The organism is Kitasatospora sp. NPDC097643 (genome assembly GCF_040302625.1).
Lineage (GTDB): Bacteria > Actinomycetota > Actinomycetes > Streptomycetales > Streptomycetaceae > Kitasatospora.
In genome coordinates this window covers 34,273-57,968 of sequence record NZ_JBEOSA010000023.1, presented here as the reverse complement: position 1 = coordinate 57,968, position 23,696 = coordinate 34,273, and the positions used below count along the sequence as shown (strand labels likewise).

Annotated in this window: 22 protein-coding genes; 10 read left to right on the top strand and 12 right to left on the bottom strand. The window is 72.9% G+C overall.

The window, feature by feature from the left end:
* The first annotated feature begins 141 nt into the window (after positions 1-141).
* Together ABTY15_RS17070 and ABTY15_RS17065 are read left to right on the top strand one after the other, a co-directional pair.
* Positions 142-606, top strand: coding sequence for a hypothetical protein (locus ABTY15_RS17070; RefSeq protein ID WP_350588864.1), 465 nt, complete (start codon positions 142-144; stop codon positions 604-606).
* A gap of 166 nt (positions 607-772) precedes the next feature.
* Positions 773-1,327 (top strand): universal stress protein, encoded by a 555-nt coding sequence (locus tag ABTY15_RS17065; protein ID WP_350588863.1) that lies wholly within the window; start codon positions 773-775, stop codon positions 1,325-1,327.
* Positions 1,328-1,336: 9 nt separating this feature from the next.
* Here the strand turns inward: ABTY15_RS17065 and ybiA are convergent, their stop codons facing one another.
* Positions 1,337-1,828, bottom strand: coding sequence for a riboflavin biosynthesis intermediates N-glycosidase (ybiA, locus tag ABTY15_RS17060; RefSeq protein WP_350588862.1), 492 nt, complete (start codon positions 1,826-1,828; stop codon positions 1,337-1,339).
* Between the two features lie 115 nt (positions 1,829-1,943).
* Positions 1,944-2,933 carry a S1C family serine protease gene (locus ABTY15_RS17055; protein WP_350588859.1) on the bottom strand — a complete coding sequence of 330 codons (990 nt, stop codon included), beginning with the start codon at positions 2,931-2,933 and terminating at the stop codon, positions 1,944-1,946.
* A gap of 191 nt (positions 2,934-3,124) precedes the next feature.
* Here ABTY15_RS17055 and ABTY15_RS17050 point away from each other — a divergent pair, with 191 nt between their 5' ends.
* The 3 genes from ABTY15_RS17050 to ABTY15_RS17040 all read left to right on the top strand — a co-directional run bounded on the left by ABTY15_RS17050 (position 3,125) and on the right by ABTY15_RS17040 (position 6,119).
* Positions 3,125-4,690 (top strand): APC family permease, encoded by a 1,566-nt coding sequence (locus ABTY15_RS17050; RefSeq protein WP_350588858.1) that lies wholly within the window; start codon positions 3,125-3,127, stop codon positions 4,688-4,690.
* A gap of 106 nt (positions 4,691-4,796) precedes the next feature.
* Positions 4,797-5,354: a hypothetical protein gene (locus ABTY15_RS17045; RefSeq protein WP_350588855.1), complete on the top strand. Its 558-nt coding sequence runs from the start codon at positions 4,797-4,799 to the stop codon at positions 5,352-5,354.
* A gap of 3 nt (positions 5,355-5,357) precedes the next feature.
* Positions 5,358-6,119 (top strand): GOLPH3/VPS74 family protein, encoded by a 762-nt coding sequence (locus tag ABTY15_RS17040; protein WP_350588854.1) that lies wholly within the window; start codon positions 5,358-5,360, stop codon positions 6,117-6,119.
* A 28-nt stretch (positions 6,120-6,147) separates the two neighbouring features.
* Here ABTY15_RS17040 and ABTY15_RS17035 read toward each other — a convergent pair whose 3' ends face one another.
* Positions 6,148-6,864 carry an SDR family oxidoreductase gene (locus tag ABTY15_RS17035; RefSeq protein ID WP_350588852.1) on the bottom strand — a complete coding sequence of 239 codons (717 nt, stop codon included), beginning with the start codon at positions 6,862-6,864 and terminating at the stop codon, positions 6,148-6,150.
* A gap of 144 nt (positions 6,865-7,008) precedes the next feature.
* On the opposite strand from ABTY15_RS17035, the gene ABTY15_RS17030 reads away from it, so the two are divergent.
* Positions 7,009-7,962 (top strand): AraC family transcriptional regulator, encoded by a 954-nt coding sequence (locus tag ABTY15_RS17030; RefSeq protein WP_350588851.1) that lies wholly within the window; start codon positions 7,009-7,011, stop codon positions 7,960-7,962.
* Positions 7,963-8,010: 48 nt separating this feature from the next.
* Here the strand turns inward: ABTY15_RS17030 and ABTY15_RS17025 are convergent, their stop codons facing one another.
* Positions 8,011-8,772, bottom strand: a complete 762-nt coding sequence (locus ABTY15_RS17025) for a nucleotidyltransferase domain-containing protein (RefSeq protein ID WP_350588847.1) — start codon at positions 8,770-8,772, stop codon at positions 8,011-8,013.
* A gap of 252 nt (positions 8,773-9,024) precedes the next feature.
* Here ABTY15_RS17025 and ABTY15_RS17020 point away from each other — a divergent pair, with 252 nt between their 5' ends.
* Entirely contained in the window at positions 9,025-11,352 is a 2,328-nt protein-coding gene (locus ABTY15_RS17020; RefSeq protein WP_350588846.1) for a protein kinase domain-containing protein, read from the top strand.
* Positions 11,353-11,433: 81 nt separating this feature from the next.
* Complete coding sequence (locus tag ABTY15_RS17015; RefSeq protein WP_350588844.1) at positions 11,434-13,773, top strand: protein kinase domain-containing protein; 2,340 nt, start codon at positions 11,434-11,436, stop codon at positions 13,771-13,773.
* Positions 13,774-13,786: 13 nt separating this feature from the next.
* Here the strand turns inward: ABTY15_RS17015 and ABTY15_RS17010 are convergent, their stop codons facing one another.
* The 4 genes from ABTY15_RS17010 to ABTY15_RS16995 all read right to left on the bottom strand — a co-directional run bounded on the left by ABTY15_RS17010 (position 13,787) and on the right by ABTY15_RS16995 (position 17,391).
* Complete coding sequence (locus tag ABTY15_RS17010) at positions 13,787-14,860, bottom strand: FHA domain-containing protein (protein ID WP_350588843.1); 1,074 nt, start codon at positions 14,858-14,860, stop codon at positions 13,787-13,789.
* Between the two features lie 214 nt (positions 14,861-15,074).
* On the bottom strand, positions 15,075-15,476 hold the full coding sequence (locus ABTY15_RS17005) for a MerR family transcriptional regulator (protein WP_350588935.1): 402 nt from the start codon (positions 15,474-15,476) through the stop codon (positions 15,075-15,077).
* A gap of 44 nt (positions 15,477-15,520) precedes the next feature.
* Positions 15,521-16,294 (bottom strand): SDR family NAD(P)-dependent oxidoreductase, encoded by a 774-nt coding sequence (locus tag ABTY15_RS17000; RefSeq protein ID WP_350588841.1) that lies wholly within the window; start codon positions 16,292-16,294, stop codon positions 15,521-15,523.
* A gap of 65 nt (positions 16,295-16,359) precedes the next feature.
* Positions 16,360-17,391: a saccharopine dehydrogenase family protein gene (locus ABTY15_RS16995; protein ID WP_350588839.1), complete on the bottom strand. Its 1,032-nt coding sequence runs from the start codon at positions 17,389-17,391 to the stop codon at positions 16,360-16,362.
* Between the two features lie 108 nt (positions 17,392-17,499).
* Between ABTY15_RS16995 and ABTY15_RS16990 the strand changes: the two genes are divergently transcribed.
* On the top strand, positions 17,500-18,444 hold the full coding sequence (locus ABTY15_RS16990) for a helix-turn-helix domain-containing protein (protein ID WP_350588837.1): 945 nt from the start codon (positions 17,500-17,502) through the stop codon (positions 18,442-18,444).
* Between the two features lie 3 nt (positions 18,445-18,447).
* On the opposite strand, the gene ABTY15_RS16985 is transcribed toward ABTY15_RS16990, so the two are convergent.
* From ABTY15_RS16985 to ABTY15_RS16975, 3 genes are all read right to left on the bottom strand, one after another.
* On the bottom strand, positions 18,448-18,669 hold the full coding sequence (locus ABTY15_RS16985) for a DUF397 domain-containing protein (protein WP_350588835.1): 222 nt from the start codon (positions 18,667-18,669) through the stop codon (positions 18,448-18,450).
* Positions 18,666-19,136, bottom strand: a complete 471-nt coding sequence (locus tag ABTY15_RS16980; protein WP_350588834.1) for a DUF5753 domain-containing protein — start codon at positions 19,134-19,136, stop codon at positions 18,666-18,668. Before ABTY15_RS16980 ends, ABTY15_RS16985 begins: the two co-directional genes overlap by 4 nt.
* Positions 19,137-19,288: 152 nt before the next feature.
* A complete protein-coding gene (locus tag ABTY15_RS16975) occupies positions 19,289-19,951 on the bottom strand; it encodes a phosphotransferase (protein ID WP_350588830.1) in 663 nt (220 codons plus the stop codon).
* A gap of 129 nt (positions 19,952-20,080) precedes the next feature.
* Between ABTY15_RS16975 and ABTY15_RS16970 the strand changes: the two genes are divergently transcribed.
* On the top strand, positions 20,081-20,674 hold the full coding sequence (locus ABTY15_RS16970) for a carboxymuconolactone decarboxylase family protein (RefSeq protein WP_350588825.1): 594 nt from the start codon (positions 20,081-20,083) through the stop codon (positions 20,672-20,674).
* Between the two features lie 77 nt (positions 20,675-20,751).
* On the opposite strand, the gene ABTY15_RS16965 is transcribed toward ABTY15_RS16970, so the two are convergent.
* Complete coding sequence (locus ABTY15_RS16965) at positions 20,752-23,619, bottom strand: NACHT domain-containing protein (protein WP_350588824.1); 2,868 nt, start codon at positions 23,617-23,619, stop codon at positions 20,752-20,754.
* Between the last annotated feature and the right edge of the window lie 77 nt (positions 23,620-23,696).

Genomic DNA, 23,696 nt, shown 5'->3' with positions numbered 1-23,696 from the left:
CCGGGCGGGGGCTACGGTCTGTGCAGGTGACACGGTCGGTTCGCCGACCGGCGAAGGGGAGGCGGGGAGACGGTGCTGGGGCTACCCCCTGAACCCCCTCAAACCCTCGACCAACGAACAGCGACAGCACAGGAGTTGCCGGTGGAATACGTCGACCTCGACGCCCAGATCGGTGCGCTGACGGGTGTGATCAGCCCCGTCCGCTACCTGCGGCACCTGCCGGAGCTCGCCGAGGGCCTGCCGCCCGGGGCCCGGGCGTTCGCGACCGACCGGGACCACTACAACTTCGGCTCGCAGCGCTGCGTCAAGGACCTGACGCCGCACCGGGTCGACGTCCGCGCGGGCGAGGTCGAGGCGCACTTCCGGCACAACTGCTGGAAGCACGAGGAGGATCTGGTCATCCGCTACACGGGCGTCGTCGAGCTGCGGATCGAGAGCCCCGACGGCGCCGAGTGGGACGACCTCGGGGCCGTGATCCTGGACGAGATCCTGCCCCATGCGCACGGGTGCTCGCACGAGGTGGCCTGCCGGCCCGGCACGCTCACCGTCGTCTGCCGGGACCTCACCGCCGCCTGGGTCGACGCGGACTGCCCGGACGCCCCCTGAGCTGCACGTCCTCGGCCGGACAGGCCCTGGGCCGGGGCCGGCGTATGGAGTGCGTACGGACGGCGGGCCGGGGCGTCAAGGAGGCGTCAAGGGCGTGCGACGGGTGCCCGGGGCGGGGGTTGGCTGGAGGCCGACACGACAGGGCGCGACGACACGAGGACGGACCATGTACGGCAACCGGCGGCACCGGGGCGGCGGCACTTCCAGGGTGGTGGTCGGGGTCAGTGGATCGCTGGGCAGCCTGGCCGCCCTCCACCACGGGGTGGCCGAGGCGCGGCGGACCGGGGCCGAGCTGGTCCCGGCGCTGGCCTGGGAGCCGCCGGGCGGCGAGCTCGGCTACCGCCGCTCGCCCTGCCCGCCGCTGCTGACCGCCGTGCGGGAGGCCGCCGAGCAGCGGCTGCGCGACGCCCTCGACGCGGCCTTCGGCGGCGCCGACCCGGGCGTCGTGCTGCGGCCGGTGGTGATCCGGGGCGACACCGGCCCGGCGCTGGTCCACCTCGCCGACCGGGCGGACGACCTGCTCGTCCTCGGCCCGAGCGGGGGCCTGTTGCGCCGTCGCTTCCGGCGCTCGGTGTCGGCCCACTGCGCGCGGGCGGCGGGCTGCCCGGTGCTGACCGTGCCGGTGCCCGAGCTGCGGTCCGAGCTGGAGACGCTGGAGCGGCGGGCCCGCTGGCACCTGCCGGTCGGTCCGGCTCCCGAACTCCTGCTCATGAAGCGGTAGTTCACCGGCTCACGGGCGAACCCGGGCCCGGCGGCGGTCGTGCGGCGGGCGGGCCTCGTCGAACTCGGCGCGCAGCCGGCCACGGGTGCGCACCAGGATCCGGCCGAGCATGTTCCTGCCGGTCCCGGTCCGCCCCCGGCCCCAGTAGTGGTCGGTGGTGGTGTCCTCGACGATCTCCTCGTCCCCGGTGGCCAGCAGGACGGCCCGGATGTCCGCGTGGGTACGGAACTTGGCTGCCACCGCGCGCCGCATCACGTCGTCCTTGACCCGCTCCCAGTCCCGCCGCAGCGGCCTGCCCGGGTCGCGGCCCAACTCGGCCGCCCGCAGCGGCGTCCGGGCCCGCCGGACGAGCTCGGCGTGCCGGGTGCCGACGAACTTCTGGGCCTGGAAGTAGTGTTCCGAGGTCGGCCACCACACGCCGTCGAGCTCCAGGCCGTGGTCGGAGAAGTTGGAGAAGCAGCCGTAGGGGACTTCGTCGGCACCGTAGAAGTAGATCGTCATGCCCAGCCTCGGGGGAGTCGCGGAAACCTCCACGGTGTCAAGCGGGTGATGACCGGCGCAATGGGATTCCCGGTCGCTGGTCGCTGGTCGCTGGTCGCCGGTCGCGTGCCAGCCCTCAGTCGTCCGAGCGCAGCTCCGCCGGTACGGCGACGACGTCGACCAGTGCCTCGCCGCGCAGCACGGTCAGCGGCAGCGGCCGGCCGATGGCGTCGGCGAGCATCAGGCGTTGCAGGGCCTGGGCGCTGCCCATCGGTTCGGTGGCGGCGGTGAGGAGCAGGTCGCCCTCGTGCAGTCCGGCGCGGTGCGCGGGGCCGCCCGCGACCACCTCGACGATCCGCAGGCCGGTGCGCTGCCCGGTCCGCTGCCGCAGGGCGGGTGGCAGGGGAGCGGGCACTCCGGCCAGGCCCAGGTAGGCACGGCGGATCCGGCCATCGGCGAGCAGGGTGGTGATGATCTGCCGGCTGGTGGTGTTGATCGGGACGGCCAGGCCCAGCCCGTGCCCGGCCACGGCGGTGGTGATGCCGACGACCTCGCCGTTCGCGGTGGTGAGCGCGCCGCCGGAGTTGCCGGGGTTGAGGGCCGCGTCGGTCTGGATCACGTCGTCGACGATCCGGACGGCGCTGCCGGAGCGGGTCGGCAGCGAGCGGCCGAGCGCGCTGACCACGCCCGCCGTGACGGTGCCGGACAGCCCGAGCGGGTTGCCGACGGCGACGACCAGCTGGCCGACCCGGAGCGCGGTGGCCTCGCCGAGCCGGACCGGGGGCGGGGTGGGCCCGTCGGCGCGCAGCACGGCCAGGTCGGAGAGCGGGTCGCTGCCGATGGTGTGGAAGGGCGCGGTGGTGCCGTCCGCGAAGGCCAGGGTGCCGGCGTCGGCGTGCCCGACCACGTGGGCGTTGGTGAGCAGGAAGCCGTCGTCGGTGAAGACCACCGCCGAGCCGAGCGCGGTGGCGAACCAGCCGCCCCGACCGCGTCGGGCGACCTGGAGGGCGGCCACCCGGGGGGTGACGGCGGCGGCCACCGAGGTGACGATCCGCGAGTAGGCGTCCAGGGCCTCGGACTCGCCGTCCTCGGGGGCGCGGCCCGGCCCGGGGAGTGTGTCGGCCACGTCGGCGCCCCCTTTCCGCTGGCGTCGGGTTGTGCGTTCGTACGGGCTCTCCCCATGCCAACAACGCTCGACCGCCCCGGCTTCCGCCGCTCGACCGCCCCGGCTTCCGGCGTCGGCGGTACGCTGAGACGGACCAGAGCGGTCTTCGCGACCCCCCGCGACCCCCGCCCGTACACGAGGGGGTGTGATCCGTGTCGGCCTCCCCGACCAGCCCCCCGACCGGCGCTCCGACCGGCTCCGGCGCGGGCGAGAAGGGCCTGAAGACCGGTGCGCTCGGCCTGCTGTCCTCCGTGTGCATCGGCCTCGCCTCGACCGCCCCCGCCTACAGCCTGGCCGCGACCCTCGGCATCATCGTCGTCGGCGTGGGCCTCCAGGCGCCGATCATCACCATCCTGGCGTTCATCCCGATGCTGCTGATCGCGTACGCCTACAAGGAGCTCAACGCCTCCGACCCGGACTGCGGCACCACCTTCACCTGGGCGGCCCGCGCGTTCGGCCCGCGCACCGGGTGGATGGGCGGCTGGGGCATCGTGGTCGCCGACATCATCGTGATGGCGAACCTGGCGCAGATCGCCGGGGTGTACGGCTTCCGGCTGGTCGGCCTGGACTCGCTGGCCGACAACAAGACCTGGACGACGATCGCCGGGGTGGTCTGGATCGTCGTGATGACGGCGATCTGCTACATCGGCATCGAGCTGTCCGCCGCGCTGCAACGCTGGCTGCTGGCCGTCGAGGTGGTCATGCTGGTGATCTTCTCGATCACCGCGCTGGTCAAGGCCTACGGCTCCGGTGCACCCGCGACGGCCATCCCGGTGGACGCCTCCTGGTTCAACCCGTTCAACATCCCCTCGGCCTCGGCCTTCACCGCCGGCATGCTCTCGGCGGTGTTCATCTACTGGGGGTGGGACACCGCCGTGTCCGTCAACGAGGAGACCGCCGACTCCGCCCGCACCCCCGGCCGGGCGGCCGTGGTCTCCACCGTGCTGCTGCTCCTCATCTACGCCCTGGTGGCGACCTCGGCCCAGTCCTTCGCGGGGATCGGCACGGACGGGATCGGGCTCGGCAACCCGGACCACTCGGGGGACGTGCTGTCCGGCCTCGGCGACGCGGTGTTCGGCACCACCGGCTTCGGGGCCTTCCTCAGCCGGCTGCTGATCCTGATGGTGCTGACCTCGGCCGCCGCCTCCACCCAGACCACCATCCTGCCGACCGCCCGCACCACCTTCTCGATGGCCACGCACCGGGCGATCCCGGCCGGCTTCGGCCGCGTGCACCCACGCCACCTGACCCCGACCTGGTCCACGATCGCGATGGGCCTGGTGTCGATCGCCTTCTACGTGCTGCTCACCGCCATCAGCGGCAACGTGCTGGCGGACTCGATCGCCTCGGTCGGCCTCGGCATCGCCTTCTACTACGGTCTGACGGGCTTCGCCTGCGTCTGGTACTACCGCCGGGTGCTCACCCGCAGCGTCCGGGACTTCGTCCTCAAGGGCGTGCTGCCGCTGGCCGGCGGCCTGATACTGCTGTACTTCTTCGCCTACGGCGCCTTCGACGTCTACGCCGACCCGAACTACGGCGCCACCTCGATCGACCTGCCGGTCATCGGGAACGTCGGCGGGGTGACGGTGATCGGGCTGGGCGCGCTGCTGCTGGGCGGTGTGCTGATGCTGGTGCAGTGGGCGGTCCAGGGCTCCTGGTTCCGCCACCCGGACGTGCCGGTCAGCGCGGCCGATCCGGCCTCGGCGCCCCGATCCTGACGCGATCTCGACGTCCGAACGCCTGCAAAGGGCAGGCAAAGCAGAGGTATGGTCGAGGCCAAGCATCGAGTACCGTGGATCGTGCGTCGCGCGTCGAGGAGGGGGCATGACGATGGAGGCCGACACCGAAACGGGGGCAGGGGCGGGGACGGGGACGTCGACGACGGTGGACACCGAGCCGTCCGGCCGGCTCGACCCGCTGCTGCGGCCGACCCGCGAGGTGCTGCTCTTCCGCCGGGCGGGCCGGCGGCCGTCGCGGTGGCGGCGCCGGCGCGTACCGCCCGCCGGCCCGGCCTCCTGGCTCCGCGCGGAGGCCGACGGGCAGGCGCTGCGCCTCGGCCGCCGCACCCCCGGCACCGAGCACGTGCTGCTGGCCGTCCTGGCGGCTTACGAAGTCTCCCTCCGGGAACCGGAGTTGGTGGACGATGAGGACGCGGCGGGCGGCGCCCTGTTGGCCGGGCTCGGCCTCGCCTACGCCCGCGCGTACGCCGAGCTGGACGCGGACCGGGTGGCGCTCCCGGCCGACCCGAGGTCGGTGGAGGCCTACCTGTCCGAGGTTTCCGCAGGTCAGGGAACCGGCCCACTGGTACGGACGTTGCTCGCAGAGGACACCCGCGCCCGGCGGCTGGCCGAGGCCCTCGGCCCCGTCGGGCCCGGTGCCTGACCGATGAAAGAACCTGACCGAGGAAGGGAACGCGGCGTGCGAGCGACCATCACCATCGGCGAGGAGCTGATGCTGCTCTCGCTGGACGACAAGTCCGGTGTGGCGAAGGACGGTTCCAGCGTCGGCTGGACCGTCGCCGGCGGCATCCTGGCAGACCTCGTGCTCGCCGGTCGGGTCGTGGTCGCCGAGGGCCGGCTCACCGTCACCGACCCGACGCCCACCGGCGAACCCCTGCTGGACGAACGCCTCGGCCGCCTCGCCGAGTGGGCCGAGGAAACGGGCAAGGACAGGGGCAGGGGCAAGGGCAAGGGCAACGGCGACAGCAGCGCGAAGGCGGCCGACTGGCTGATCCAGGACCACCACACCGCCGTGCACGCCGCCGTCCAGCGCCTGTGCGAGCGCGGCCTGGTCACCGAGCAGCGCCACCGCGCCCTCGGCCTCTTCCCGGTGCGCCGCTACCCGGAGGCCGACGGCACGGCCGAACGCGAACTGCGCGAGCGCCTGGCCGCCGTCGTCCTGCACGGCGCCGACCCGGACCCGGCGACCGCCGCCCTGATCGCCCTCCTGCACGCCGCCCGCCTGCACCACCTCGCCTTCCCGGAGCTGCCCCGCAAGCAGGTCGAGCCGCGGTTCGCGGAGATCGCCGACCGCGACTGGGCCGGCGACTCCGTCCGCGAGGCGCTGCGGAACGTGCAGGCGGTCTTCGCCGCGATCACGGCGGCGACCGTGGCCACCACCACGGCCGCCGTCACAGTCGTCATCTAGTACCTCCATGTGATGTCTGGCGCCGATGTCACACCAGTGCCGCGCCGCCGTCTATCGCGAGCGTGGCGCCGGTGACGTAGCCGTTGGCCAGGACGAAGAGATAGGCCGCCGCGGCTTCCTCGGCGGTGCCGACACGTCGCGTGAGCAGCTCGGACCCGGCACCCCGGAGGAAGGCCTCCGGGTCCGGGACACTGCCGTCCCACAGCTCGGTGCGGATCACACCGGGCTGGATCACGTTGACGCGCAGCGGGGCGAGTTCGACGGCGAGTGCCCGGGACAGGGCCTCGATGCCGCCGGTGATACCTGCCGTGAGCGCGGTTCCGGACAGGGGGCGGATCGCGAGGACGCCGGAGCTGAAGGTGATCGAGCCGCCGTCACGCAGCCGCGGTGCGGCGTACTTGGCGGAGAGGAACGCGCCCCAGAACCGGCGCTCGAAGACGGCCCTGGCCTCCTGCGGGGTGGTGTCGGCCAGTGGCTTGATCAGCAGGGATTCGCCCGCGGTGTAGACGAGGTGGTCGAACTCCCCGACCTGCTCGAAGAACGCGGCGATGGCGTTGCCGTCGGCGACGTCCAGGCGGCGGCCTTCGGCCGGCCCGCCCAACCGCTTCGTCGCGGCGTCCACGCGGTCCTGATTGCTGGAGGCGACCACGACGTCCGCGCCGGCCGCCGCGGCCTGTCGGGCCACCGCGAAGCCGATGCCGGAGGTTCCGCCGATGATCACGATCTTCTTGCCGGCCAGAGACATGGGGGATCCGTTCCTTCGTCGATGCGGTGCGGGGTTCGGCAACCGCCGTGGCACGAACGTACGCCTCCGCATCGAGACGGTGAATGACCAAAGATCTCGATTCCCTGTCAGATCGTCTCGCCGTGCGGGCACTAGAGTGACGCCATGGACATCCTGAGCGACACCCTCGAAGTCCTGCGCACGGGACGCCCGATGGTGACGCGCACCGACGCGCACGCCCCGTGGGCCCTGAAGTTCCAACCCGTCTCGGGAGCCGGATTCCACGTGGTCGTGGAAGGGCACTGCCACCTGCTGCCACCGCACGGCCAACCGCTCGCGCTCGGACCCGGGGACATCGTCTTCCTTCAGCGCGGCAGCGGACACGTCCTGTGCGACGTGCCGGACCGCGATCCGGTGGACTTCGTACCGGAGCGCGTGGACCGTTCCTCGCCGATCGGCCAGGTCACCGTGGACGGACCGGGGGAGCGCACGGTGCTGGTGTGCGGCGCGTACGCGATCGACGTCGATCGCCCGCATCCGCTGTTCGGCGATCTACCGGAGGTCATCCACCTCCCCGCGGTACCCGGCCGCCACCCGGTGCTGCGTTCGGCGGTCGATCAGCTGTGCGCCGAGTTCCACGCGCCGCAGCCGGGCTCGGACGCGGTCGTCACGGCGCTCATCGATCTGCTGCTGCTGTACATCCTCCGGTCGTGGTACGCCGACCTGCCGAAGGAGCGGACCCGGGGTTGGGCGGCCGCGCTGACCGACCCGGTAGTCGCCCCGGCCCTGAAGGCGATCCACGACGATCCCGGCCATCCCTGGACCGTGGAGTCCCTGGGCACCCGCGCCGGGCTGTCCCGCGCGGCCTTCGCCCGCCGCTTCGCCTCGGTGGTCGGCGAGCCGCCGCTGACCTACCTGACCAACTGGCGGATGGCCACCGCGGCGCGGTTGCTGCACAGGTCGCCGACCCCGCTGAGCACCATCGCGCAACACACGGGGTACACCTCGGAGTTCGCCTTCGCCAAGGCTTTCAAACGACACTTCGGATCGCCGCCGGGGGCCTACCGCAAGCAGGCCAGGACGGCAGGCGACGAAGCAGGCGGACACCACCGACGGTGAGGGCCGGGAAGATCGTGCGGTGGCCGCGGGCACCCAGCCGGGCGGTGCCTACACGGGGCTTGAGCCCATGGCCAGAGTGCGCTTGATACCGCGCCGTACGAAGGCGCGGGCCCGCATCGCTCGGCGGATACGCCGCAAACGGCTGGTCGGCGTCGGATTCGCATAGCGGCGGTCGTGGATGTCACGAACCACGTCCGCGGGCGCACCGAGTTCCACCAGTTCCGCGAGGGCTTCGCCCTTGGTGATCAGCCGCCCGTCGCGCAGTGTGACGGTGGCGCGGGCCAGGACGAGCAGGCCCAGGTCCACCCAGATGTCCCTCATCCAGAGCAGGGGTTTGCCCGTGGCCGGAAGCCAGAACTCTGCCAGGTCGCGCCGGATGAAGTCCTCCAACTGCCCCTGGGTCAGCGGCGGGAGCAGCTCCGCCGGCGACGGACCGTGGAGGGTGAGCCCACCATCGAGCAGCTCCCGGCGGGTGACCGGTGTCACCGGGCGTTCCAGGAGCATACTGTGAGCCCAGGTGACATGGCTGGTCTCGGCCTCGGAGAGCGCTGTTCTGACCATGTAGGAGCAGTGCAACTCGGCCGCGGCCGGCTCTTCGTCCAGCAGCCGCTGGTGAATGCCTGCCAGCCGATCCCGCAGCTCGCCGTCCAGTGGGATTTCGACGACCGCGATGAGATCGAGATCGCTGCGCCCGGGCTGGAAGTCCCCCAGCGCGAGTGAACCGTGTGCCCACACGGCCACAATCGGCACCGCCAGCTGTACCTCAGAGACGAACCGCTCGAGCACGAGCTCCGTTTCCGTCGCCGCCATGCCGCGATCCTCGCACACAGCCATGCGGGGCGCCGTACGTTCCGCGTGTCACGGGCTACGGCTGGAGTACCCGGCCGGGCGAAATCCGAAGATCCGCAGGTGCGGTGGGTGCGGTGCAGGAGCGGGTGCAGGCGGGAGCGGGACGATGAACCGGCGATACCTGCCGAGTTCCTGACAGGCTGTGGAATCATCGCCTTGCCCGCCGACGTGGCGGCGGCCGGGGTCGGGGTCGGGGGACACGGAGGGGTCGGGGTGGGGGCTGCGCTCGGGGATCGGATCGGGCCGTACCGGGTCGTCGGGCGGCTGGGCGCCGGCGGCATGGGTCAGGTGCTGCTGGGGCGGGCTGAGGACGGCACGCTCGCCGCGGTGAAGACGATCCGCCCGGACCTGCTGGACAACCCGGACGTGGGAAACCGCTTCCGGCGCGAGATCGAGGCACTGCGGACGGTCGAGAGCCCCTGGGTGGCCCGGCTCCTCGGCGGCTCGGCCGATGCCGAAGTGCCGTGGCTGGCGAGCGAGTTCGTGGCCGGGCCGACGCTCGACCGGGCGGTGGCCGGCTGTGGTCCGCTGCCCGTCGGGGTGGTCGCGGGGATCGGGGTCCGGCTGGCGGCGGCGCTGTCCGACGTGCACGGCAGGGGGCTGTTGCACCGCGACCTGAAGCCCGGCAATCTCCTGCTGTCCGCCACCGGTCCCAAGCTCATCGACTTCGGCATCGCCCGCGCCGTCGACGAGGAGACGGCCGTCTCCGGCGGGACGCTGCTCGGCTCGCTCGGCTACATGGCGCCCGAGCAGGCGCTGAACGCCGGGGAGGCCGTACCGGCCTCGGACGTGTACTCGCTCGGCGCGGTCCTGGTGTACGCCGCCACCGGGCGGGGCCCGTTCGGGGAGGCCGAGGCTGCCGTGCTGCTGCACCGGACGACCCGGGCCGATCCCGAACTGGGTGCCGTCCCAGACGAGTTGCGCGGGATCGTGGCCGCCTGCCTGCTCCGGGAGCCCGCCGACCGACCCACCCCGGCCGAGCTGGCACAGGCGTTGCAGCGCCTCGACTCCGCCACGGGCTGGCCGGCGGAGATCACCCGGATGATCGAGGAGAGCGGGGCCTCGGCGCAGGTCGCGGCCCTGGCTCCGCCGCCCCGCCCGACACATGACCCGGCCTCCACCGGGGCCGGCCGTCCGGCGGCGAGGCGCCGCAGCACCCTGGTGATCGCCGCTGCGAGCGCCTTCGTTCTGGCGGCGGCCGGGACAGTGGCCGTCCTGCGCTTCGGAGTTGACGGTGAGTCACCGGCCACCGGGCGGCCCGCCCCCTCGGTGACCGCCACCAAGGCGCCCCCGGCCGTCGCGGCGCTCACGGGCGTCACCGAGCAGGGCGGACCGGGCCGCAACGCGGTCTTCACCACGGCGCAGACCCGCCCGCCGAGCGGCTTCCACCCCTGGGCCGCCTACCTGGCCGACCAGCCGACCGGCTGCTCGCTCGGCGCCGGCACCCTGGTCTGCCGGCTGGTGGACGGCAGTCTCCAGGCCCTCGACACCGCCACCGGCCGACAGCGTTGGCGGGTGGACCTCCCGAAGAACCCGGGCGAACCGGACCAGCCGATGACCGGCAACGGCCTGCGCCTCATCCCCGACGACGGCGACGACCCGGCGATCAACGGCAACCGCGTCGCCAGCCGGGACACCGACGGCGCGCTGCGCATCCAGGACCTCACCAGCGGGCGCGCCCTGTCGACGACCCCGTTCGGCAAGGACGTCGGTCTCGCCACCGAGCCGCTCGCGGACGGGAACCGGCTCTTCCTGTCGCTGTGCCACCGGGGCGAGGAGATCGGCTGCGAGTTCACCCTGGACGTCTCGACCTTCGACGGCGGGCAGCCCACCTGGAGCCGCCCGCTGGGCCGCAACGGCCCGACCACCGCCAAGCTCCACCTCAGGTACGGCCCCGTGGCGGCCGACGGCCGCACCGTCTACGCGGCCACCTCCGACGGGCTCGCCTCCTTCGACGAGGAGACCGGCGCGCCGATCGCGAAACTGCCCGACACCTGCGGCCCGCTGGCCGTGACCGGCTCGACCGTGCTGTGCCGGACCGCCGACGGCGGCCTGGTGACCGCCGGAACCAGGGACTTCGCCGGGTCGAAGGACATCAGCGGGGACAACCAGCGACTCCACGACCAGAAGACGGTGATCACCGCGACCGACGGCACGGTGATCACCGCCCAGAACGCGTCGGACGGCTCGGTGTCCGCCTTCGACGCCGCCACCGGAGCCCAGCGCTGGCGCCTCGCCGTCGACAAGCCGCGCGGCGGCGACGCCACGGTGCACCCGACCGCCGCCCGGCCGATCCTGCTCGGCACGGAGGCCATCACCATGACCGATGCCCGGCTGCTGATCGCCCCGGCGAACCCGGAGGGCGACGCGGCACCGACACCCACCACGGTGGACCTGGCGAAGCCCGCCGGATCGCCCGGCCCGCACGCGACGCTCCCCTCCTTCGCCGCGTACGGACACCCCCGGGCGCTCGCCCTGGACGGGATCCTGATCGCCGTCGGCGCAGACGGCGCGGTGCACGCCGTCGAGGCCCCGCAGTGACCCCGGCCGGGCCGCACGGGACGTCATGACCGCCCCCGAATGACCGCCTCCGAATGACCGCCCCGACGAAGGGAGTTCGCCGTGCTCCAGCCGCTGCCCCCGGACGGCCGGCGCCTGATCGGGCCGTACCTGACCCTCGCCCGGCTGGGCGCGGGCGGCATGGGCGAGGTCTATCTCGCCCGCAGTCCCGGAGCGGGCAGCCCTGAAGCGGGCAGTCCCGGAGCGGGCAGCCCTGAAGCGGGCAGTCCCGGAGCGGGCAGCCCTGAAGCGGCGGGCGGCGGGCCGGGCAGCCTGGTCGCCGTCAAAACCCTGCTCCCGGAGCCGATCCCGGACGACGAACACCGAGCCCGGTTCCAGCGCGAGATCGACTCCGCACGCGCGGTCTCCGCTGCCCTCCCCGGCACCCTGCTCGCCTGCGACCCGAGCGCCGAACCACCCTGGCTGGCCTCGGAGTTCATCCCCGGCCCGACGCTCGCCGAGGCGGTGGAGGCGACCGGTCCGCTGGACGAGCGGACCGTACGGGCCCTCGGTGTCGGCCTCGCCGCGGAACTGGGCGCCGTCCACGCCCAGGGCCTGCTGCACCGGGACCTCAAGCCCGGCAACGTGCTGCTGTCCTCCACCGGCCCACGGCTGATCGACTTCGGCATCGCCAAGCGCCTGAACGGCACCGTGTTCACCGCGGTGGACAAGACGGTCGGCACCCCGGGCTACATGTCGCCCGAGCACCTCGACAGTGAGACCCCGATCGGCCCCGCCTCGGACGTCTTCTGCCTCGCCGCGGTGCTCGCCTACGCCTCCTGCGGGCGCGGCCCCTTCGGCAGCGGCCATGCGCTGGCCGTACTGGGCCGGATCAGCCGGGCCGAGGCCGACCTCTCCCTGGTGCCCACCGGCCTGCGCGGCGTCCTCGCCGAGTGCCTGCGACTGCGCCCGCAGGACCGCCCGGACCTCGCCGAACTGACCGCGCTGCTCGGCGCGGAGCCGGCCCCGCCCGGCTGGCCCCGGGCGGTCGCGGAGATGTGCACGCGCTACGAGCAGGACGCCGCGTACCTGGCGGCGCTGCCGCTGCCGCTGCCGCTGGTACCCGCGGCCCCGCAGGCGCCGTCCCGCCGACGCCGGGGCCGGCTGGTGGGCGCGGCGGTGCTGGGGGTGGTGCTGAGCGTGCTCGGGGCGCTGCTCGTCCCCCGGTGGCTGGCCGACACCTCCGTCGACGCGTCGCCCCCGCCCACCAACCCCACCGTCACCAGAGGCAGTTCGGGTCCGGCCCCGACCCCCGGGCCGCTCCCCGTCGCGATGGCCGCCGGCGATGCCGGAGCCAGCGGTGAGTTCGGCAGCGCGGCACTCAACACCGCCTCGATCCGGACCAGTTGGGCGCCGTGGCACAAGGAGCTGGGCATCCGCCTCGGCGGCTGCGCCCTGGGTGAGGGCCTGTACCTGTGCTCGCGCGCGGACGGCGGGCTGATCGCACTCGACGCCGACAACGGTACGACCCGCTGGAGCCTCGACCCCAAGGCTCCGCTGAAGGGCCGACTCGGCGACGCGACCGTCCGGGCCCCGGTCCTGGTTGACGGCAACGCCTATACCACCGACGGCAGTTACACCCGGGCGATCCGACTGCGCGACCACGTCGTCCGGTGGGAGAAGCCCGCCCCGAGCGGCCGGATCGCCCTCGGCGTGGTGCTCGTCGGCAAGACCCTCGTCACCGACCTCGCCGACCCCGACAGCCCCCGTCTCGGCGGCAGCGGCGCCGCGGACCGCAGCGAGCTGCGGGCGTACGCCGCCGACGACGGCCGGGAGTTGTGGACGACACCGCTCAACTCCGCGGCCACCGCGCCGATCGCCCTCGACGGGCGGCTCTACGCGATGTCGGACCGGCGCCTGGTCATGCTGGAGACCACGGGCGGCACCGTCACCGGCTCCACCGCCGCCGCCTGTACCGCCCTCCACGGGTACGGACAGTGGGTGGTCTGCGCCGACACCGGGGAGGGCAAGGTCTCGGCGTTCGACGCCCGGCACCTGGACGGTGGCCGCACCCTGCTGACCGGCGCGGGCTCACACCTGGCGCTGGGCGCCAAGGGCCTGCTGGTCGCCGACGGGATGACCGCCGGCGCCCACTCGGCCGTGGACCTCGCCACCGGCCGCCCGGTCTGGAGCCACCAATTCCCGGAGGACCAGCGCAGCAAGACGACCGCGCTGCTGCTGGCGGACGACAAGGCCGTCGAGCTGACGCTCGCCTCTCCCGGGATCATCGACCTGACCCAGGGAGCGAACGCGGTGCCGCGTCCCGTCTCGTTCCCGGACTGGCCCGGCAGCCGCGACGACGGGGGCGTCTCGGCGGGCGAGCCCTCCGCCGTCCTGTCCGGGGGCCTGCTGTACGCGGGCTTCGCCGACGGGACGGTCCTGTCCGGCTACGCGCCGCAGTGAGACCCGCGCCGTCTCAGCTCAACAGGGTCCGGCCGCCACCGCCGTCCCCCAGTTCCCGGGGCAGGGCCTGCTCCGCGCTGAAGTACCGCTGCCCGGACAGGCGCAGCGTCACGGCGTCCCCGAGCACCAGCCGGTCCATCTCGCCGAACGCCACCCGCTCGCCCGGCTCGATCCGCCGCGTCGCGCCGGAGCTGCGCACCACCACCGTGCCGTTGCCCGAGCCGAGGTCCACTGCGTAGGCCTGCGGGCCGCCGCTGCCCGGCTGCTCCTCCATCGAGAGGAGCAGATGGACCCGGCTGACCCGCTTGACGCCGACCGGCGGGTTCAGCTCCTCCGCGCCCAGGTTGATGCCGTGGCGCAGCGTGCCGCGCCCGAGCTGCACCGCGTCTCCCACGCTGACCGGGAAGCGCAGGTACTCGCCGGCCGACAGGCCGCCCGGCAGGTCCGCGGCCGTCGCGTCCGAGACGACGAAGCTCCGGGTGACGCCGCGCGGCCCGAGGTTCTCCAGCAGCGCGCCGCACGTGCAGACGGCGGCGCCGGTGCGGCTGACGGCGGGCCAGCTCAGCAGCCCGTCCGGCCACCTCATCGCCGTGTCGCAGCCGAGCGCCGTGCACCGCCAGTGGCTCCGCAGGATCCGGGCGTGGCCGGGGTGCTCGGGATCAAGGCGTTGCAGGTGCTTGAGATCCTTGAACTCGATCGCCTGGGAAACCCGGTGCGGGGGCACCGGCACGATACCGCTCGGGTGCAGCCGCACCCGCCGGTCCGCTCCCGTGGTCCAGGAGAGGATGCGCTCGGACTGCTGCTCGACCCAGGGTTCCTTGCGCCGCAGGTCGGTGAAGCGGTCCCGGCTGATCACGTACCGGCCCCGCTCGCGCGCCAGCCGCAGGAACACCGGGTCGGCGTAGGGCACGAACCGGACGTCGGCGAACCCCTCCCTCCGGGGGTTCCGCCGCAGCTGGAGCAGCCGCGCGTGGTCGTCCGACGGCAGCGATCCCACCAGCGAGTCGTCCGCGACCAGGTCCACCGGGGCCTTCGTGCCGAACTGCTCCCGCCAGGCGTCGCGGACCAGGAACAGCCGCTTGAGCAAAGGGGACTGGCGTCGCAGCGGGGGGAGGTACGGCGACCAGCACACATTGGATACATCGATGACGACACCGGGCGCGTTGCGCACGCCTTCCCCCTACTCCCCGTCCCACCCCGACAGCGCGGGAATCCACGCCTCGACCGGATGGTAGCCGCCGGACGCCCCGTTTCGCAGAGCCTGCAAGGAAGTTGGCCGGTCGGGGGTGGCCCGGCGGTCGTCAGTCGGCCGTCGGCTGCCGGCGATCGGCCGGCGCAGGCGGGGCGGGCTCCCGGCTCGCGTTCCGTCGCAGGGCTGCCGCCAGGCGGTCGCGGGCCGCGGTCTGGGTGGCGATCCGTTCGTCGAGGACCGCCAGCCGTTCGAGCGCGACCCGCAGGCCCCTGCCCGACGGCGGCGTGGCGGCCACATCACCGTCCAGGCAGGGCAGGAACACCCGTACGTCGTCCAGGGTGAGTCCGGCGGCGAGCAGGTAGCGGATGTTGCGGACCCGCACCACCGCGCGTTCGTGGTAGCCGCGGTAGCCGTTGGCGGACCGCTCGGAGGAGATCAGCCCGGCCTGTTCGTAGTGCCGCAGCGCACGCGGGGTCGTCCCGGTCGCCTTGGCCAACTCGCCGATCCTCACCCGGTCCACCTCCCGGGTCACTCCTATCACGCCCCCGATCGGTGTCACGCGACGACCGCCCCGCCGTCGACCGGGAGCACGACTCCGGTGACGAACGACGCGGCCGGCGCGGCGAGTCGGGTGATGGCCCAGGCCACCTCCTCGGGCCGGCCGATCCGCCCCAGCGGGGTGTGGGCCAGCTGCCAGTCACGCACGGTGGCCCTGCGCTCCGGCGTCAGGCCCTGGTGTTCGCCGATCGGGGTGTCGATCGCGCCGGGCGCGACCGCGACCACCCGGATGCCGCGGGGCGCGAGTTCGACCGCCCAGCTGCGGGTCAGCAGCTCCAGCGCGGCCTTGGTCGCCGCGTACACCGCGTTGCCGGGCCAGGCCCGTTGCCCCACCGAGGTGCTCACATTGACGACCACCCCGCCGCTCGCCGCCAGGAGCGGGAGCGCGGCCTGGGTCAGCAGGACGGGGGCGATCAGGTTGGTGGCGATCTGCGGGGTGATCGTCTCGGGGGAGAGTGTGCCGAGCGCACCGCCGCGCACGATGCCGGCGTTGTTGACCAGCACGTCCAGACGGCCGTGCCGCTCCCGGGCGGTGCGGACGATCCGCTCGGGCTCCCCCGCGGCGGTGATGTCCGCGGTCAGCGGGGTGATCCGCCGGTGACCGGCGGCGGTCTCGTGGAGCGGTTCGGCCCGCCGGCCGACGGCGAGCACCTGGGCGCCCTCGGCGGCGAAGGCCCGCGCGGTGGCCCGGCCGATCCCGGTGCCGGCCCCGGTGACGACGACGATCCTGTTGTTGTTGCTGCTGCTTTGCGGTGCGGTGCTGGTGTCCATGGCGTGATCGTTCAACCCTGCCGCCAGTGGCAGGGTCAAGCGACGCCGCTTTCCCGGGAAGCCCGCTACGCCTGCGGCAGGTCCACGGTGACGTGCGGGGCGAGGGCGCGCAGGAAGTCGGGGGCGTCGAAGACCTCGCCGGCGGAGGCGACGCCGACCGCCTCGGCCCGGCCGGAGAGGAGACGGTCGACCGCCTCCACGGCGAGCGGTGCGGAGACCGCGTAGATGTCCCGCCCCCGGGCCACGGCGCGTCGCTCCTGCCCGCCGGAGCGCACGACGACGTCGACCAGGAAGGTCTGGTCGGAGCGTCCGTGCTCGTCGGTCGCGGCCGGGGCGGGCGAGTCCGGGGACACCACGTCCCTGGCCGCCTCGACCGTCATGTAGGTGCGGACCTCGGGGATGGCGAGGTGGCTGGGCACGGTGATGACGTCGGCCATCGTGAACTCCCCGATGACGGCCCGGGAGCCGAGCGGCTCGGGGAACGTCCACTCCAGGGTCGGCGGGGCGTCCTGACGGTACTCGATCCGCCCGTTCGCGTAGCGCATGCGCCGGTTGCCGCGCCGCTCGCGGGAGACCGCGCCCGCGTTGCGGGTGCCGGCGGTGGGGTGCCAACTGCTCAGCCCGTACGCGATGTGCGCCTCCTCCGCCGTCGCCCAGTCGCCCATCGCGGCGGTGGCCAGCAGGTCGCCGAGGCCGCCGAAGAAGGCCATCGCCGGGACGACCGGCACCCCGGCGGCGCGAGCCCGGTCCGCGAAGTGGGCGAAGGTGTCCAGATTGGCCTCCAGCTCGGCCGCGACGTCCACGTACGGGATCCCGGCGCGCAGGGCCGCCTCGATGACGGGAGCGGCGGTCGCGGCGAACGGCCCGGCGCAGTTGATCACGGCGGCCGCGCCGGCCAGGGCGCGGTCCAGCGCGTCCGGGTCGTCGACGGAGGCCGGGCGGGCCGCCAGCCCGGTCTCGGCGGCCAGGGCGTTCAGCCGGTCGGCGTCGCGCCCGGCCAGCACCGGGACGAAGCCGCGGTCCAGCAGCTCGGCGACGACGAAGCGGCCGGTGTGGCCGTAGGCGCCGTAGACGGTGATGGTGCGTGTCGATTCCATGGGTGGTTCCCCCGTGCTGCTCGTGGTTCCGATCCGTTGTGATCATCCTGGTGGGCGGGGGATCGCCGGGCTAGTGTCCGGAACGACATCACCCGTACAATTCCGGACGTGAACTCTGTCGCGCTGGCCGTCACCGACGGGATGCTCCACTTCGAACTGTCCCTGGCCGTCGAGGTCTTCGGCGCCGAGGAGTGGTACCGGCTCACCCTCTGCGGGCCGGGCCCGGTGCGGGTCGGCCGGTTCCGCCTGGAGCCCGACCACGGACTCGACCGACTCCGGTGCGCGGACACGGTGATCGTCCCGGGCTGGGCCGACGTCGAGGTGGAACCACCCGCCGAGCTGGTCGAGGCGGTCCGGGCGGCCCACCAGGCCGGCGCCCGGATCGTCTCGCTCTGCACCGGCGCGTTCGTGCTGGCCGCGGCCGGCCTGCTGGACGGGCTGCGCGCGACCACGCACTGGGCGCACACCGACGTACTGGCCGCCCGCTACCCGCAGGTGACGGTGGATCCGGACGTGCTGTACGTGGACAACGGCAGCGTGCTCACCTCCGCCGGCAAGGCCGCCGCCATGGACCTGTGCCTGCACCTCGTCCGGATCGACCACGGCTCGGCCGTCGCCAACACCCTCGCCCGCAAGCTGGTCGTACCCCCGCACCGGGACGGCGGCCAGGCCCAGTTCGTCACCACCCCCGTGCCGGAGCCGACCAACCATCCGCTGGCGGAGCTGTTCCCCTGGGTGCTCGAACGCCTCGACCAGCCGCTGACGGTGGAGGACCTGGCCCGCCAGGCCCACCTGAGCTCCCGCCACCTCGGCCGCCACTTCAGGACGGTCACCGGCACCACCCCGTTGCAGTGGCTGCACACCCAACGGATCAGGCACGCCCAGGAGTTGCTGGAACACACGGACGACAGCATCGACGTGATCGCCGCGAGCACCGGCATGGGCACGGCCACGACGCTGCGCCGTCACTTCAACCGCACGGTGGGTGTGCCGCCGGACGCGTACCGGCGCACGTTCCGCAAGCGGGAGCCCCCGCGTACGGTGGGGCGGTAGGGCTCAGGAGGTCATGAATTCACCGGACTTGACCCCGGAGATGAAGGACGACCACGCGCAGGCGGAGAAGAGCAAGGAGGGTCCGCCCGGGTCCTTCGAGTCACGGACGGGGACGAGACCGCGCGCGGTGACGGTTCGCGAGAACTCGATGCACTGTCCGCCGTCCGAGCCGCTGTGGGACGACTTCTCCCAGACGACATCTATGGAGTGGTGAAACGCGCTCATGACAGATGTTCCTTACGTACCTGAGCAATGAGGGCCAACGAGTCATCAGGAGCCAGCGTGTGCGCTCGCAGCCTGTCGTAGTTCTGCGAGAAGCTTGCCACCATGTCAGCCGACCGATAAAGCTTCCCTCCCTGTGGGTCTCCGGCGTACAGCACAGTGGGCGCGGTGTCGAAGGTCAGCAAGGTGAACGGAAACAGGTGGGCGGCCACGGCTCCCGCGGAGAACGGAATCACCTGGAAGTCCACGCCCGGGGCTTCCGCCGCCTGGAGCAGGTGCGCCAGCTGCGCTGCCATGACCTCGCGGCCACCCACCGAGGTGCGTAGGCACGCCTCGTGGAGCACCACCCAAAGCATGGGCGGATTCTGCTTTCTCAGCACCTCGCGACGAGCCAGCCGCGCCATCACCTTGCCTTGTACGACTTCCGAGGACTCGCGAGGATGGCCGGCGCGGACTGGTGGTTCATCCACTTCTGTCAACGGCCCGTGCCGCGCCGGGCGCGGACGCGACGGCCGTCGAGTACGGCCTCCTGTAAGGCGCGGGGGCGGCCTGACAGCCTCCGCCTACGCAACGGCGGAGCCCCGCACCACCTCTGGTGCGGGGCTCCGCCGCGCCCGGGTCATCAGGCAGCGGTCGCGCCGGTGATCAGGGCCACCGCCTCGTCGAGCTTGCCGGTCTCCTCCGCGCTGAGCGTCGGGTTGGCGGCACGCCGCGCCCTGGCCTCGGCGAGGTGTTCCGCTTCGATGACGTCGAGGTGGCGAAGCATCGGGAAGAGCACGGCTCGGGCCACCTCGGCGACGGCGGGCATGGAGAGGGCGGCCTGTGCCAGGATCAGCGCGGCCATGGCCGTGTCCAGGCCGGGCGGGCCCTCGGCTGCCGTGGCCCAGTCGATCACCATCGGGCCCTCCGGGGTCAGCACGACGTTGTCCGGATGGAAGTCCATGTGCAGGACCCGGTGTTCGGGGTCTGCGGAGAGGCGCGCCGGGATGGCGTGCAGACGGCGCAGCAGCTCCGCCAGCAGCTCGCCGGCCCGTTCGGCCGTGATCGCGCCGCTGGCCAGGGCCTCCAGCATCGTGGTGCCGGACAGCCGCTGCATCACCAGCTCACCCGGGGCCGCCCCCGGCCAGACGGCGGGCACCGGAAACCCGTGCTCCGCCAGGTGCGCCATCACGGCGACCTCGCCCGTGGCGTCCTCGCCGCCCCGGTAGCGGCGCAGCACCCGCCCGTCGTCCAGCGCGAACACGTCCGCGGTCCGGCCCGCCCCCACCAACTCGCCGATCTTCATGCCGAAGAACCTAGTGGGAGCAGGGTGGGTGACGCTAGATCAACTTGATTGGGAGGCGCGAGGATTGTCACGGGCACGGGGTGGGCGGTGCCTTCATGGCGAACGGATCGGATGTCCAAGGAGGACACCATGACGCTTCGCGTCCCGAAGGCCGAGCTTCCGGCCGAGCTCAAGGAGAACATGATCAAGCAGCTGGGCGCGGTGCCCGAGAACGTCGAGGTGCTGTGGCACAGCCCCGATGTCGCCCGGGCCAACCTGGAGTTCGGCGGCAAGGTGGGCGCCTGGGACGCCGTCGACGCGAGTCTCAAGTCGTTCGCACACATGGCCGTCGCGGCGCAGGTCGGGTGCAGCTGGTGCCTCGACGTCGGCTACTTCCAGGCGCAGAACCTGGACCTGGACCTGGCCAAGGCGAGCCAGGTGCCGCGCTGGCGGGAGTCGGAGGTGTTCACGCCGCTGGAACGGGACGTGCTGGAGTACGCCGAGGCGATGACGAACACGCCGCCGACCGTCACCGACGAGCTGTACGCGGGTCTGCTGGAGCGGCTCGGCCCGGCGGCGATGGTCGAGCTCACCGCGCTCGTCGCGTACGTCAACCTGGCGACCAGGGCGAATGTGGCGAACGGGGTCGCCTCGCAGGGCTTCTCCGCCGCGTGCGAGATCCCGCTGGCGACGCGTCCGGGGGCGACGCGTCCGGGGGAGTCCGGGGCGGCGTCGGCGGGTTGACCCCGGGCCGGTGTCCGTACGGGCCTGCTCTGCGTGGTTTCACGGATCCCCGACGCCCGTCCCCGCCCGGGTGATGCTCACGGGTAGTGCCTGATGCTGCCGGGCGGAAAGTGCTCGGCGCCGACGATGACGCACTCACCCCAGACCTCGACGGTGAGTCCGGCGAGCCCGCGCAACGGGGTGAGGTCGAGCGTGTCGATCGGGCGCGTGCTTCCGATGTGGAGGTAGCCGAGGCTCGGAAAGGAGTGCCGCAGCCGGGCGAGATCGAGGCGCGTCGTGGCCTGGTACAGGGCTACCGAGGTGACCCTGGGGAACGGGCCGCCAAGTGGCTCCAACGGTGGTACGAAGGAGAGCGAGGTCAGCGCCGGCAGCGCGTTCAGCTCGGCGAGACCGCCGGTGCAGCCGGTCGGTAGCGTGATGTGTTCCAGGCGCTGGAAGCGTTCGATGCCGGCGATCGTCCGGGAGGCGAGGGGGCAGTTCAGCAACTCCAGGACGGTCAGACCAGCCGGTGCGCGGAGCTCGGCCAGGCTGGGGTAGTCCACCGGCATGTCGAGGCGAAGGTGCCTCAGCCGCCGGCAGGATTCGAGGCCCTGGAGCCCGGGGAGGCCGGGCAGGTCGAGGTTCAGGCAGGCGAGTGCGAGATCGGCCAGTGGCGCGAGGTCGGTGATCCCGGGGCAGGAGCGCAGATTGAGATGGGCCAGGTGTGCGTGGTCCCGGAGGAATGCCAGGCTGTCGAGCGCATCGTTGTTCGCGAAGGTCACCTCGCGCCGCCCGGCCAGCTGACCCGACTCGGTGAGCGTTCTCGCCGAGAAGTGGCCCTCGATCCAGAGACGCGGAAAGGTGTCGGCCGATGGCGCGAGGGCGAGCTGTTCGGGGGTCGAGACCGTCACCTGACCGTCTCCCGGGCAGTAGGAGAGGATCTCGCGGACGTACTCCTGCGGATCGGGGCGGCTCACCTGCCAGCCCGAGCCGAGTTGATTCCAGAGCATCTCGCCGGCTGTCTCCCGGAAGCGCTTCAGGAACGGCATGGTCGGCTCACCGCCGATCGTCACCGCCGTATGGACCGTGAACGCCCGTTCCCAGTCGTCCAGTTCTTCCGGTCCGGGCAGCAGGTCGAGCACCATGGCGCCGCAGTCGGCCAGGCGGGCGGCCTGCTTCCACGACCGCGGAGGCAGCAGCTCGGTCACCCGCTTCACCACCTCCGCCCGCACCCGCGGGTCGAGTTCGGTGGCGTGCTCCAGGCAGGCGGCGGCCAGCACGTGCAGGCGGATCCGCTGCCCGGGTGTGCAATCGCCGCGGGTGACCAGACTGCTGATGATGCGATCGGCCTCGTCCGGCCGGGCGTGGGCCACCGCCATCCGTAGCACGTCCTCCCACTGGTCGTCCTCGGCGTGGCGGTCCAACAGGCCGAAGTCGCGGGCCTCCACCGCGGCCTTGGCACCCAGGTAGTCCTGGAAGGTCCGGTGGACGAAGTCGATCGTCTCCGCCGTGGGCTGGCGGAGCAGGCCGCTGCGGGCGATCAGGTGGTCCAGGACCTGGGCGGCGTCGCCCTGTTCGGCGACGGCGGGCATCGCCGGGAACGCGGCGGCGATCTCGTGTTCGCCGTCGGCCCTGTCCGCCTCTGCCTGGCCGTTGCGGATCATCCAGTACGCGAGTCGCTGGAGCAGGTGGACGCTCTGCTGCTCGTCCAGGGTGATGCCTTCGGGGGCCTGCACGTCACGCTCGTCGTCGCGGCGGATCAGCAGCATGGACAGCGCGGCGTCGTACAACGCCATGCGGCCACGGGGGAGATGGCCCCGCCGGGCGCGGTGGAGGGCGCAGATCAGGGCGCAGAGCAGCGGAGTGGTCGCCAGCTGCGCCAGGTTGCGCTGGGCGCGCACGGTGTCCTTGAGCCGCTCGGCCAGCCCGGTGAGCTGCGCGACCTCCTCGGGGGTGGCGTCCGCCTGCCGCGCGGCGCCGTGCCAGCGGTCGATGAAGACGGAGACATCGCGGCGGTCCATCGGCCGGACCGTCAGCTCGGCGAAGCCCTCGCCGGCCAACCACCCTTCCTGGACGGCGGTCGGTCGGGTGGTGACGGCGAAGAACGAGTCCGGGTAGGCGGCGAGCAACTCGTCGAGCCAGGTGTAGGTGCGGTTCCGGTCGGCCTGCGGCACCTCGTCCACTCCGTCGAGCAGGACCATCCCGCGCCCGGCCGACAGGACCCGGTCGGCCCAGCCCTCGGGTTGCCCGATCGCCAACGGGCAGTCGAGGTGGGCGAGGAACTCCGCCGGGGCCGGGAGGGATTGCCGGCGCACCAGCGTCCGAAGTGGTAGGAGGAAGGGCGTGTGACCGCTCAATGCGTCCATCTGCGCGGGGAGTTGGCGCTTGGCGGTCATGACCGTGAGCCACTGCAAGAGGGTGGTCTTCCCGCTGCCGGCGAGCCCACGGATCAACACCCGGTTCAGACCCGCGAGCGTGTCCTCGGCGCGCTGGACGCGGACGGTGGGTGCGGCGGTGCTCTGGTCGTGCCGAGTGGCGAACTGCGGGGCGGTGGCCAGTTCGAGGCTGAGGTAGGCCGTGTCGAGGGGCCAGCGCGAGCGGTTGTGGGTGAGGTCCAGGCCGATGATCTCCAACTGGCTGTGCCGTCTGGCCAGGTACGCGCGGTAGCGGAGCCCGAACTGGGCGTCGGGGTCGAGCGGTTCGGCCCGATCCGGGGCGAACCGCTGCTTCAGGTCGATCAGCAGCTCGGCGTCCAGGTGCAGCGCCCGGGCCAGCGCGCGGAGCGTCCGGTCCGTCGGAACGCTGCCGTTGTTGTTCAACGCCTGGCTCACCGTGGTGCGGCCGAGGCCGGACCGTCGGACCAACTGGTCGACCGTCAGTCGCTGTTGCTCCAGCCCGTGGCGCAGCAGCACCGACAGGGTCTTGCGTGCGTGTGCCTTCTCGGCGGGCGGCTCCAGCTCTCTCACGCGTTCATCCTTGTTCACCCGAACTCCGCTGAACACGCGATCGGTGAGATTGGACCCGGTCAACGAATCGTCACCCG